Genomic DNA, 13,153 nt, shown 5'->3' on the forward strand with positions numbered 1-13,153 from the left:
AAAAGAAGGAGATTTTGGACACTCTGTCTAAAAGTGTTCAAAAGAAATTGTTTATGGCACATGACAACCGCAAAGCAAACACTAAGAGGGCTATTCAAGAAGCTATGGTTAGCCTCCTAAAAACAGAAAGTTTTGATGATATTACAACGATTAAGTTGGCTAAAGAAGCTGGTATTAGCCGTTCTAGCTTCTACACTCATTACAAGGATAAATTTGAGTTGATTGATTCTTGCCAACAAACGCTCTTTAATCAGGTTGAATACATTTTTGAAAAGCACGAAGATAATAAAGCTCAAGCCTTTTTAGAAATTTTTGAATTTCTAAAACGTGAGCAGCTCTTATCTGCCTTGATTTCAGCTAACGGAACTCGTGAATTCCAAGCTTTTATCACTAATAAAGTACGTATTTTCATTAATACTGATTTACAAGACCGTTTTGGCCGTGATGAATTAAGTCCTGTTGAGAGAGAATACAGCAGTATTTACTTCGCCTATGCCTTTTTCGGCCTTTGCCAATCCTGGATTGCTAAAGGTAAAAAAGAATCACCATGCCAAATGACTAATCTCATCCTGAAACTTTTGCCGCTTTAACAGAAACCACCATAAAGGTGGCTTTTTTATATTCAATAAGAAAACAAAAAACCACGGAAAACCGTGGTTTTAAATACTTCAATAAACAGTGAATTAAAGCATTTTGTTGTAGTATTCAACGATAAGAGCTTCGTTGATTTCTGGGTTGATTTCGTCGCGTTCTGGAAGACGAGTCAATGAACCTTCAAGTTTTTCAGCGTCGAATGATACGAATGCTGGACGCCCAAGAGTAGCTTCAACAGCTTCAAGGATAGCAGGTACTTTAGCTGATTTTTCGCGAACTGAGATAACTTGACCTGGAGTTACGCGATATGAAGGGATATCAACACGTTTACCATCAACAAGGATGTGACCGTGGTTAACGAATTGACGAGCTTGACGACGAGTAGTTGCAAGACCTAGACGGTAAACAACGTTGTCAAGACGACGTTCCAAAAGAACCATAAAGTTGAAACCAAGAGTTCCACCTTTAACTTTAGTAGCTTGTACGAACAAGTTACGGAATTGTTTTTCACCTACACCGTAAGTGAAACGAAGTTTTTGTTTTTCAGCCAATTGCAAACCGTATTCAGAAAGTTTGCTACGGTTGTTAGGACCGTGTTGACCTGGCACGTAGTTACGACGTGCTAATTCTTTACCTGAACCTGTAAGAGACAAGCCAAGGCGACGAGATTGTTTCCATGATGGACCTGTATAACGTGACATTTAAAATGTCCTCCTATAAAATAAAAATTTTGTAGGAAATAACAATTTAGAGAATCCTGATTCGTGCAGGTGACTTTCATCTAAACAGCCAAGATTACTTTTCCGACTTCTAGAAGCTTTTCTATAGAAAGAAAAACTATAGAAGAGCCAACTGTTGACGAGCTTCATACTCTCCCGCTATTATTTCACACGGAATTTAGTTTAACATAAAAAAAAGGCTCTGTAAAGCCTTTTGTATGTTAATTCTTAGATAAAATTAATCAAAATAACGAATCAATGTTTTTTCAGTTAAAATGTCTGAATAAGTGTATGATTCAACGTATGAATTATTAATCGCACCTGGAACATCAGAGTTTTCATTGTATTCAACGATAAACAATGATGGGTAAACTTCAGTCAAACGACCAATTTTATTTTTTTCGCGTTTACGACCATTTTCGAGTGTCAATTCAACCAATTGACCTTCGTGGGCTTTAATATCTTCTTTGATTTTTTTCATTTTTGCTACATCTGCAAATGCATCACTCATCTTATCGTTTGCTCCTTATAAAAGTTTTTTTGCTTAACGCTCTTCAAATTGCGCAATACTAGAGAATTTATTATATTCCTTTTGAAAGATTAATTTCACCGTTCCACGCGCACCTGAACGGTTTTTCTCTAAGATAACTTCAATCGTATTATCCTCAACAGCATCATCGCTTTCTTCACCTTCACGACGATAATAATCATCACGGTATAAGAAAGCTACAATATCCGCATCCTGCTCGATAGATCCAGATTCACGAATATCTGACAAAACTGGTCGTTTATCTTGACGTTGTTCAACACCACGAGACAACTGACTCAAGGCAATAACAGGAACCTTCAATTCCTTAGCCAAAATCTTCAATTGACGAGAAATATCAGAAACCTCTTGTTGACGGTTCTCAGGACGTATCCCTGTAATCAACTGAAGATAGTCAATTACAATCAAACCAAGACCACCTTCGACCTCTTGAGACAACTTGCGGGCACGTGCACGAATTTCAGTAATCTTGATACCAGGCGTATCGTCAATATAGATTGGTGCATCAGCCAAAGCTCCCTGAGCAATGGTAATGTTATTCCATTCTTGATCGGTTAGCTGACCAGTTCTAAGGTTGTGAGAATCAACCATCCCTTCAGCAGCCAACATACGGTCAACCAAACTTTCAGCACCCATTTCCAGAGAGAAGATAGCTACAGGTCTATTTTGCTTAGTCCCAACATTTTGAGCAATGTTCAAAGCAAAGGCTGTTTTCCCGACGGCTGGACGGGCAGCTAGAATAACTAACTGATCTGGATGTAAACCTGTCGTAATCTTATCCAAATCACGAAATCCTGTTGGTAAACCAGTAACATCACTCGTTTGACGTGAACGAATTTCCAAGTTTTCGTAGTTAACTTTCAAGACATCCGAAATCTTACGGAAACCACTACGGTTGCTGTGCTCATTAATTTCAATAAGTGCTTTTTCAGCCCCCGCAATGACATCTTCTGAATCAGTTGCCCCTTCATAAGCAAGGTTTACAGTCTCTGTCAACCTAGAGATGATATTACGCAACATTGCTTTTTCAGCAACAATCTTAGCATAATATTCAGCATTGGCACTTGTCGGTACACTGTTGACCAATTCAACAATATAAGACAAACCACCAATATTTTGTAAGTCTCCTTGGTCATCAAGAATCGTTCTTACAGTCGTTGCATCGATAGCCTCATTACGATCACTCAAAGTAATCATAGCTTTAAAAATTACGCGGTGCGAGTATTTGTAAAAGTCATCTGGGCTAACAAATTCACGAACAGTAATGAGTTTATCTGGCGAGATAAAAATAGAACCTAAGACAGATTGCTCTGCTAATAAATCCTGTGGCTGAACTCTCAATTCTGGCTCTTCTGCCAATTTTTTCACCTCCCCTAATAAGCTCAAATATTATTATGCTTCTTTAATATTTAATTTGATTTCAGCAGTAACTTCTTTATGTAATTTCACAGGTACTTCAACAGAACCAATTGCACGAATTGGATGATCCAAATTAATCGCGCGTTTGTTGATTTTTAGACCAAATTGTTTTGATAATTCTTCAACAATTTTCTTAGCAGTAATTGAACCAAATGTACGTCCATCAGGTCCAACTTTTTCAGTAAACTTAACAACAGTTTCTTCTTTTTCAAGCTCAGCTTTAAGAGCTTTAGCTTCAGCCAAGACTTCAGCTTGAGCTTTTTCTTCTGATTTTTGTTTACCTTTTAGTTCACCAATCGCTTGGTTAGTAGCTTCTTTTGCAAGATTTTTCTTAATCAAAAAGTTTTGAGCATATCCTGTTGGAACTTCTTTGATTTCGCCTTTTTTACCTTTTCCTTTAACATCTGCTAGAAAAATTACTTTCATCTCTCTGCCTCCATATTTTCTCTTAAATCATTTTCAATCACATCAAGTAAAGCACTCTCTGCTTGGCTCACTGACATATTTTCCAACTGACATGCAGCTAGGGTAAAGTGACCACCACCACCGAGTTCTTCCATCATGCGCTGAACATTAATCTTACTACGACTACGCGCTGAAATAGCAACTTTATTTGGAGCAACTTGCACCAAAACAAATGTCGCCTCAATACCAGCTAAAGATAGCATGGTATCAGCCGCCTTACTAGCAACCACTTTACTATAATTGACACCATCACGCCCGCTAGCAATGATAATGTTATCGTAAATTTTTCGGCCTCTAAGGATTAATTCATTAACCAATCGATATTCCTCAAAATCCGTTTGAGAAATATTTTGAATTTCAATACTATCACTTCCGTGAGCTCGAAGATAACTTGCAACATCAAATGTTCGACTTGTAACGCTTGCTGAGAAATTCTTTGTATCAAGCATAATACCTGCCATCAAGACACTCGCTTGAATTTTACTCAAACGCTTCTTAGCATTCTGGAATTGAATCAATTCTGTAACTAACTCACTAGCACTGCTTGCTCCACTTTCAATGAAAGTGAGAACAGCATTTTCTGGGAAGTTCTCATCACGACGATGATGGTCTACAACAATCACATCTGTAAACTTATTGTAAAGCTTTTGCGATAAGGTCAAATCAATCTTAGAATGATCGACCATAATTAACAATGAGCGTTCTGTCATCATTGACATCGCCTGCTTAATAGTAATAAGTCGTGTCTTAGCATCTTCTTGCAATCTTTTAACAGCACGCGTAATATCAGGACTCATCTCATCTGGATTGTATACAACATAAGATTCTTTGTTGATATTACTTGCGAAAAATTGCATCCCTACAGCTGAACCAAGAGCATCCATATCAATATTACGGTGACCAACCACAAAGACACGGTCAACACCTTTGATATGGTCTGAGATAGCTGTCATCATGGCACGTGTACGCGTACGTGTACGCTTGACGGTAGATACTGAGCCACCACCAAAATATAATGGTTTCTTATGCTCGTCGTTTTCACAAATAACAACCTGATCACCACCACGAACAAGTGCTGTATTCAAATTCTGCAAAGCTACTTGTCCAATTTGTTGGTGATTGTCATCACCATAAGAAATACCCATACTAAGCGTTAATGGCAAATTATGTTCTTCTTTAGCTTGTTTTCGAAAAGCTTCCAAAACATCAAATTTATCGTCAATCAAACTACTCAACACAGCATAATCTGTAAAAAAGTAGAAACGGTCCATGTTGACACGACGATAAAAAATATTTTTTGACTTTGTAAAATTCGAAATAAAGTTGGCGATGAAGCTATTGATTTGTGAAATCTCAGCGTCTGATAAATCATCTGTCACATCATCATAGTTGTCGATGGAAATAATCCCAATAACTGGACGTAAAAAGGCCGCATCCCCCAACTGACGATTTCCCATAGATGTATCAAAGAAATAGAAAATCCCAGTTGAAGAATCGATGTAAGATGAGTACTTATTGCCATTTAACTCAAATGTCTGAGTGGCGTCCCCTTCTCGCTTAGCCCCAATAATTCTACGAATGACATCATCCTCAAACTCTCCTTCTTCACTAGTGAAAATGAGCTCTGCGTATGGATTGAACCATTCTACCTCATTTGTTTCTTGATCAAACTGAACAACCCCTACTGGCATTTGTTCCAACAAGTGTTTTAAACCAACTTCTGTTTGGTTGTTTAATAATTCAATTTGTTCAAGTTCCGATAACTCGTAATTTTCTTTTTGGTAGTAAAGCAAAGCTACAAGTAAAGAAAGCGCTAAAAAGATTGCAGCTAAAATAGCTGACTCCGTCTGAAAAAGTTTGACACAGATAGCCAAGATGCCAAATAAAATAAGGCCAATCATGACTAAGTGGATAGTTGCAAATCGAAATCTTTTCATTGGTTAACCTCTTAGCTTATAATTATACCATAAAATAGGCTTAATTTATAGTAGGAAAGCAGAAAAGCAACCCCAGTTAATAAGGGTTGCTTTCTTGTTTTAATGATACTTAATCTTATTGGTTACGATGGTGGTTTTGTTTACCTTCCAAGTAAACCATCAAGATAGAAATATCAGCTGGGTTAACCCCTGAAATACGGCTTGCTTGTCCGATAGTTTCAGGATTAATTTTCTTGAATTTTTGACGAGCTTCTGTCGCAATAGAATCGATATCATCCCAGTCAATATTAGCAGGGATGCGTTTTTCTTCCATGCGTTTCATTTTAGCCACTTGATCAAGTGCTTTGTTGATGTAACCTTCGTATTTGATTTCAGTTTCCAAAAGTTCAACTACTTTGCTATCCAGTTTTTCTTCCGCAGGACCGACAAAACTTGTTGCAATTTCATAATTGATTTCTGGACGACGCATGAATTCTTTAGCTGTCAAGGCGTCTGTCAATGGTTTGAAACCAAGTGCTTCAATACGTGCATTAGTTTCCTTGATAGGCTTGATTTTAAGACTTGACAGTCTTGTCAACTCCTTGTCAAATTGACGTTTACGGTTCAAGTAACGTTCATAGCGTTCTTCATCAACCAAACCAACACGGTGACCAATTTCAGTCAAACGCATATCAGCATTATCATGACGCAAAATCAAACGATATTCTGCACGACTTGTCAACAAACGATAAGGTTCCAAAGTTCCTTTTGTTACCAAGTCATCAATCATAACACCAATGTAAGCATCACTACGTTTTAGAATCATTTCTGGTTTACCTTGAACTTTAAGAGCGGCATTGATACCAGCAACAATCCCTTGTCCTGCAGCTTCTTCATAACCTGAAGTACCATTAGTTTGACCTGCGGTAAAAAGTCCAGAAATTTTCTTAGTTTCAAGTGTTGCACGCAATTGGTGTGGCAAAACGATATCATACTCAATCGCATAACCTGTACGCATCATTTCAGCATTTTCAAGCCCTTTAATTGAGTGAACCAATTCTTTTTGAACATCCTCAGGAAGACTTGTTGACAATCCTTGAATGTACACTTCTTCAGTTTCACGTCCTTCTGGTTCTAGGAAAAGTTGGTGACGTTCTTTATCTGCAAAACGAACAATTTTATCTTCGATAGATGGGCAATAACGAGGACCGACACCTTTAACAATACCTGAGAACATTGGGGCACGATAAAGGTTTTTATTGATAATATCGTGGCTTGTTTGGTTAGTATATGTCAACCAGCAAGGAATTTGATCTTTGAGATAATCTTCATCATTTGACATGAATGAGAAATGATTTGGTTTTTCATCACCTGGTTGAATTTCTGTTTCGTCATAATTGATAGAACTTGCTTTAACGCGTGGTGGTGTTCCTGTTTTGAATCGACCAATTTCAAGACCAAGTTCTTTTAAGTTATCAGCAAGTCCGATAGAAGCCAAGCTGTTATTAGGACCAGATGAATATTTGAGTTCTCCTAAAATGATTTCTCCACGAAGAGCTGTACCAGTTGTGATAACGACAGCTTTAGCTGAAAATTTTTGATTAGTAGCTGTGCGAACACCAACAACTTTTCCATCTTCAACTAAAACTTCTTCAATCATTGACTGACGTAATGTCAAATTCTCTTGCTGTTCAACAGTATGCTTCATTGTACGAGAGTAAAGCGCCTTATCAGCTTGTGCACGAAGAGCACGTACAGCAGGACCTTTACCAGTATTAAGCATTTTCATTTGGATGTAAGTCTTGTCAATGTTCTTACCCATTTCTCCACCAAGAGCATCGATTTCACGAACGACGATACCTTTGGCAGAACCTCCGATAGCAGGGTTACATGGCATAAAGGATAACATTTCCAAATTGATTGTTGCGAGCATTGTTTTACAACCCATACGAGCTGCAGCTAAACTAGCTTCTACACCAGCATGCCCAGCACCAACAACAATTACATCATAATTTTCAGCAAATTCATGTGTCATGATTCAATTACAATATCAAGTAAACCTTTGCCATTCTTTTTATCAAATTAAAATAATCAAAAGATTAGCTAAGCTACTCAAAGCATTCCTTTCCAAATATAAAATACGATTAGTAAAACAAAAAAACGATCAAAACCCTCGAAAACTGTGCGACAAAAACGCACAATTCTCATGAGCTTTGACCATCATGATTATTGTTATGATTATTGTATCAAATTAAGTTAAATTGTCAATTTAATCGCCGATAATTTTTCGAGCAATAGTTGATTTTTCCCATTAGTCATAAGATAGTTATAAAAACTTTCTCGACATAAGATTTTTCGGAGAAGGTTTTGATCGAGTTGATCTAGGATATCACTAAAAGAGCGTTTGGTGATAGTCGCTAACTTAACCAAGTTGTCAGCGTCTTGCCGTTTACGTTTAGCTTCTTCTTTTGGATATCCACAACCGAACTCATCTTCAAATAACTTATCTAGAGTGTACTGTAAATTTAGCTCACCTGACCACCCAAAATTTAAGCCTAATGGCAAAGAAACAACATTGCCATTATTAATACGACCAAAAAGATAAGCATCTTGTGGTGTTTGAATAAAGCCACAACACAAGCCAGGTAAACTATTACAAGCAAGCATCATCCCTTGACCAGATGAACAACCAGTCACCACAAAATCTAGACTTTGTGTTTCAATCAACAAGCTTACCATAACAGCCACTTCAACATATGAAAAGTTTGCTGCTTTATTTGGGAACATTCCAAAGTTAACAACTTCGTGTAGTCACTTTACAGCTTTCTGCACTGATTGAAACAAGAGGTCATTTATATCTGACCTTGTACTCGCTTGAATAACTCCCACTCTCATAAGATAATCTCCTAGCATCATTCCCAAAAGTAAACCTGTCAACTTATCTTTACACCTTTGTCAACTAGATATATTGGCAAGCAACGCCATTTTTATAAGCCATATCGATGATTCCGCCACCTAGGCATTCTTCACCATCGTAGAATACAACAGCTTGACCTGGTGTGATAGCACGTTGTGGTTCATCAAAGATAACTTCTGCTTTGTCACCTTTAACATGAACAGTAACTTTTGAATCAGGTTGGCGATAACGGAATTTTGCAGTAACTTCCATTGTAAATTCTTCAGGCATATCACGTGTAAAGTGAATACTTGAAGCATCAAGGCTAGTTGACATTAGTGACTCATGGTAGAAACCTTGACCAACGTAAAGAATATTTTTTGAAAGGTCTTTTCCGACAACAAACCAAGGAGCATTGTCGCCACCTTGTTGACCACCGATACCAAGACCTCCACGTTGACCGATTGTGTAATACATCAAACCAGCGTGTTCACCCATATCACGGCCATCAACAGTCATCATGCGACCTTTTTGAGCTGGTAAATATTGACTAAGGAATTGTTTAAAGTTCTTTTCGCCAATAAAGCAAATTCCTGTTGAATCTTTTTTCTTAGCTGTTACAAGTCCCGCGCGTTCAGCAATTTTACGTACTTCTGGTTTTTTCAAGTGACCAAGTGGGAACATTACTTTTTCCAATTGTTCTTGTGACAATTGACTCAAGAAATAAGTTTGGTCTTTGTTATTATCTGCACCACGAAGCATGTGGACTGTACCATCTTCATCGCGAGAGACTTGTGCGTAGTGCCCAGTTGCCACATAATCAGCACCAAGTGTCATAGCGTAGTCAAGGAAGGCTTTAAATTTGATTTCCTTATTACACATTACATCTGGATTTGGCGTACGTCCTGCACGGTATTCCGCAAGGAAGTATTCGAAGACACGATCCCAGTACTCTTTTTCAAAGTTAACAGAATAATACGGAATGCCGATTTGGTCAGCAACAGCTGCTACGTCTTTGTAATCTTCGGTTGCTGTACACACACCGAATTCATCTGTGTCATCCCAGTTTTTCATGAAAACACCAATAACGTCGTAACCTTGTTCTTTCAAAAGAAGAGCAGTTACAGACGAATCAACGCCTCCACTCATACCAACAACAACACGTGTTTTTGAATTATCTGTCATGATAATCCTCCCATCAAGATATTTTTTTCGAACATAGGCTTGAAGGGCCCTGTTTTTCAAAAATCGATTTGAAGGTCGATTTTGAGCGCAGAAATCCACGCGAAGACTATTATAACATGAATTTCCAGTTATGTAAGGCATTTAGACTTATTTTTAAATCTTTTTCTCATTTTCTATGAAAGTAAATGATTTATTATCGTTTACCCATTTCCTTTCCTTTGTTATAATAAGTAAGCATAGATTCTAGAAGGAGTAGATATGAAAAATCTAAAATTCCAATCCGTCTTTGATATTATCGGACCTGTTATGATTGGCCCATCAAGCAGCCACACTGCTGGTGCTGTTCGTATTGGAAAAATTGTTAACTCTATTTTCGGAGAAATTCCTGATTCCGTAACATTTCATTTATATAATTCATTTGCTAAAACTTACCGTGGACACGGAACTGATAAAGCACTCGTTGCTGGTATCCTAGGAATGGATACTGACAATCCAGATATTAAAAATTCATTAGAAAACGCTTACCAAAAAGGGGTACGCATTTATTGGGATATTTTAAAGGACAGTAATGCCCCTCACCCAAATACTGCTAAGATTACCGTTGAAAAAGGGGATAAAAGCATGAGTATCACAGGTGTATCAATTGGTGGAGGAAATATTGAAGTTACTGAACTCAATGGCTTCTCTGTTTCTCTTAAAATGAATACCCCTACTCTTATTATCGTTCACCAAGATATTCCTGGTATGATTGCTAAAGTAACAGATATTCTTTCTGAACACAATATCAACATTGCTCAAATGAATGTGACCCGCGAACGCGCTGGGGAAAAAGCCATTATGATTATCGAAGTTGACTCACGTGATTGTCATAAAGCTGTGGAACAAATCCAGCACATTCCGCACCTACACAATGTCAATTTCTTTGACTAGAAAGGAAAAGAATGTTTTATTCTATTAAAGAATTAGTTGAACAAGCCGATAAAGACTTTAACGGCAATATTGCTGAGCTAATGATTTCCACAGAAACAGAATTGAACGGACGTAGCCGTGATGAAATTTTTCATATCATGAAGAAAAATCTTCAAGTCATGAAAAATTCTGTTACTGATGGACTCACTCCTAGTAAATCAATTAGTGGACTGACAGGCGGAGACGCTGTCAAGATGGATGCCTACTTAAAATCAGGTAAAACCTTGTCTGATACAACCATTTTAACAGCTGTCCGAAACGCAATTGCTGTCAACGAACTAAACGCCAAAATGGGGCTTGTCTGTGCAACTCCAACAGCAGGCTCTGCTGGATGCTTACCTGCTGTCTTAACAACGGCTATTGATAAATTAAACCTCTCTGAAGAAGAGCAGTTAGAGTTCTTATTCACTGCTGGTGCCTTTGGACTGGTTATCGGAAATAACGCTTCTATTTCCGGTGCTGAAGGGGGCTGTCAAGCCGAAGTCGGGTCTGCTTCAGCCATGAGCGCAGCAGCTCTTGTTAAAGCTGCTGGAGGCTCTGCATACCAAGCTAGTCAAGCTGTGGCCTTCGTCATCAAAAATATGCTAGGTTTGATCTGTGACCCTGTCGCTGGTCTTGTCGAGGTTCCTTGTGTCAAACGTAACGCACTTGGATCTAGTTTTGCCTTAGTTGCCGCTGATATGGCACTGGCTGGCATTAAATCACAAATTCCAGTTGATGAAGTTGTTGATGCCATGTACCAAGTAGGATCTAGTTTACCAACAGCCTTTCGAGAGACTGCTGAAGGTGGTTTAGCAGCCACACCTACTGGTCGTCGCTTACAAGCTAAAATCTTTGGTGAATAGACGATAGTATTCGAATACTATTTGTTTGGTTCCTTGCTAATTGACGTATTTATCAATCATTGTTGACAAAATTTACAGGAGAGTAAACATGAAATCTATCTTGTTTGACCTTGATGGAACACTAGTAAATTCAAGTTCTGGTATTAAAGCAGCATTTAATTATGCCTTTGAAAAGTTACAACTACCTTTACAAACTGACAAACAATTGTCAACATTTATCGGACCACCTCTAGAAGTCACTTTCGGTCATTATTTTGAGCAAGCTGACGAGGTTAATCATGCTATCAAAACCTTTAGAGATTACTATGGTGAAAAAGGAGTCCACCAAGTCTCTCTTTACACTGGTATCGCAGAAGCTCTACAAGAATTAAATGATTTAAATTACTCACTATTTGTTACCACAAGTAAGCACCAACCTATGGCTAACTTGATGTTAACAGAGCTTGGTATTATTTCACACTTTAAAAAAGTCTATGGGTCTACTCCCGAGCACTTCCACAAAGCTGATGTAATTAAGGCCTGTCTAACGGAACAAGGCATTCAAGCGCATGAAGCTGTTATCATCGGCGATACAAAGTTTGATATGATTGGTGGACAAAAAACAGGAGTTCGAAGACTTGGGGTAACCTGGGGATTTGGTAGCTTAGAAAGTTTACAAGAACATGGAGCAGAAAGTATCTGTCACCATCCATACGATATTAAAAAAGCACTATCATCTTTATAGGATGATTAGTGCTTTTTCTTCTATTAAATTAGTATCCCCAAGCTGACAGTCCTTGAGTATTGTAAACTTTAATTGCTGTTGCAATTTGATCTTGAACTGTTGCAGTTGATCCCCAACCTGGCATAGTCTGGAATAAACCAGATGCTCCTGAAGCATTGGCAACCGTTGGATCTCCATTAGATTCACGTGCAATGATAACTTCCCAAGTTGATTGTGGAACACCTGTTGCAGCAGCCATTTGGGCAGCAGCATCTGAACCAACAGCACCTGCTGTATTACCATTTGAAGCTACTGATGGTGCCGTTTGGGATGTCGTTGAAGATGGTGTAGTTGCTGCAGCTACAGTCGTTGTATTATCATTAGCTGGAGCAACCTCAGCATAACTTGATTCTGATTCTTGAACCTCTTCGGTAGAAGATGCCTCAACTTCTTCAGTTTCTTCTGATGAGCTACTGCTAGACTCTTCTGATTCTGCTGTAGTTGAACTGATACTTGTTGATGACACTTCAGAGCTTTCAGAACTTGTTGACACAGCTTTCGCAGCTCCTGCCTCTGAACGAGTTGTAATAGTTTCTGCGAATGCTTCTATTTTTGGAATAAGGACAACAACCATCGCTACAACTAAAATAGCTCCAAGGATGCTGACAATAATATTTCTAATTTTTCTATGTTTTGCTTTAGTAATCCTACTATACATGTTAAATAAATATACCTCTCTAGAACTCCTGTTTCCTATCATATAATTTATTTATTACTCGCAGATTGAAAATATGTTAAAAATATTACAGAGATATTGAAATTAACCTCGTTTTTACTATGAAAACGCTAAAATTCAAGCTTTTGTAGACATAAAAAAGCTTGAAGATAAATTCTT

General features: G+C 38.0%; 12 protein-coding genes and 1 pseudogene. 4 read left to right on the forward strand and 9 right to left on the reverse strand.

What is annotated here, in order from left to right; translation table 11 throughout:
- The first annotated feature begins 53 nt into the window (after positions 1-53).
- Entirely contained in the window at positions 54-590 is a 537-nt protein-coding gene (locus STRINF_RS02560) for a TetR/AcrR family transcriptional regulator (protein ID WP_174221230.1), read from the forward strand.
- Between the two features lie 93 nt (positions 591-683).
- Here STRINF_RS02560 and rpsD read toward each other — a convergent pair whose 3' ends face one another.
- From rpsD to mnmA, 8 genes and pseudogenes are all read right to left on the reverse strand, one after another.
- A complete protein-coding gene (gene rpsD, locus STRINF_RS02565; protein WP_006531455.1) occupies positions 684-1,295 on the reverse strand; it encodes a 30S ribosomal protein S4 in 612 nt (203 codons plus the stop codon).
- 256 nt (positions 1,296-1,551) lie between these two features.
- A complete protein-coding gene (locus STRINF_RS02570; RefSeq protein ID WP_004233634.1) occupies positions 1,552-1,824 on the reverse strand; it encodes a Veg family protein in 273 nt (90 codons plus the stop codon).
- 33 nt (positions 1,825-1,857) lie between these two features.
- The gene (dnaB, locus tag STRINF_RS02575) at positions 1,858-3,219 is read right to left on the reverse strand and encodes a replicative DNA helicase (protein ID WP_043878300.1); all 1,362 of its coding nucleotides are present in this window, start codon (positions 3,217-3,219) and stop codon (positions 1,858-1,860) included.
- 33 nt (positions 3,220-3,252) lie between these two features.
- A complete protein-coding gene (gene rplI / locus STRINF_RS02580) occupies positions 3,253-3,705 on the reverse strand; it encodes a 50S ribosomal protein L9 (RefSeq protein ID WP_006531457.1) in 453 nt (150 codons plus the stop codon).
- A complete protein-coding gene (locus STRINF_RS02585; RefSeq protein ID WP_006531458.1) occupies positions 3,702-5,681 on the reverse strand; it encodes a DHH family phosphoesterase in 1,980 nt (659 codons plus the stop codon). Before STRINF_RS02585 ends, rplI begins: the two co-directional genes overlap by 4 nt.
- A 115-nt stretch (positions 5,682-5,796) precedes the next feature.
- Positions 5,797-7,695, reverse strand: coding sequence for a tRNA uridine-5-carboxymethylaminomethyl(34) synthesis enzyme MnmG (gene mnmG / locus STRINF_RS02590; RefSeq protein WP_006531460.1), 1,899 nt, complete (start codon positions 7,693-7,695; stop codon positions 5,797-5,799).
- A 221-nt stretch (positions 7,696-7,916) separates the two neighbouring features.
- Positions 7,917-8,555: pseudogene (locus STRINF_RS02595) on the reverse strand (RpiB/LacA/LacB family sugar-phosphate isomerase).
- Between the two features lie 64 nt (positions 8,556-8,619).
- Complete coding sequence (gene mnmA, locus STRINF_RS02600) at positions 8,620-9,741, reverse strand: tRNA 2-thiouridine(34) synthase MnmA (RefSeq protein WP_015695831.1); 1,122 nt, start codon at positions 9,739-9,741, stop codon at positions 8,620-8,622.
- A gap of 258 nt (positions 9,742-9,999) precedes the next feature.
- Between mnmA and sdaAB the strand changes: the two genes are divergently transcribed.
- From sdaAB to STRINF_RS02615, 3 genes are all read left to right on the forward strand, one after another.
- Positions 10,000-10,671 carry an L-serine ammonia-lyase, iron-sulfur-dependent subunit beta gene (sdaAB, locus tag STRINF_RS02605; RefSeq protein WP_006531463.1) on the forward strand — a complete coding sequence of 224 codons (672 nt, stop codon included), beginning with the start codon at positions 10,000-10,002 and terminating at the stop codon, positions 10,669-10,671.
- A gap of 11 nt (positions 10,672-10,682) precedes the next feature.
- Positions 10,683-11,555, forward strand: a complete 873-nt coding sequence (gene sdaAA, locus STRINF_RS02610) for an L-serine ammonia-lyase, iron-sulfur-dependent, subunit alpha (RefSeq protein ID WP_006531464.1) — start codon at positions 10,683-10,685, stop codon at positions 11,553-11,555.
- Positions 11,556-11,643: 88 nt separating this feature from the next.
- Positions 11,644-12,279 (forward strand): HAD hydrolase-like protein, encoded by a 636-nt coding sequence (locus STRINF_RS02615; protein WP_006531465.1) that lies wholly within the window; start codon positions 11,644-11,646, stop codon positions 12,277-12,279.
- A 28-nt stretch (positions 12,280-12,307) separates the two neighbouring features.
- On the opposite strand, the gene STRINF_RS02620 is transcribed toward STRINF_RS02615, so the two are convergent.
- Complete coding sequence (locus tag STRINF_RS02620; RefSeq protein WP_043878301.1) at positions 12,308-12,976, reverse strand: transglycosylase SLT domain-containing protein; 669 nt, start codon at positions 12,974-12,976, stop codon at positions 12,308-12,310.
- Positions 12,977-13,153 lie beyond the last annotated feature (177 nt).

Origin of the sequence: Streptococcus infantarius subsp. infantarius ATCC BAA-102 (assembly GCF_000154985.1) — a bacterium.
GTDB lineage: Bacteria > Bacillota > Bacilli > Lactobacillales > Streptococcaceae > Streptococcus > Streptococcus infantarius.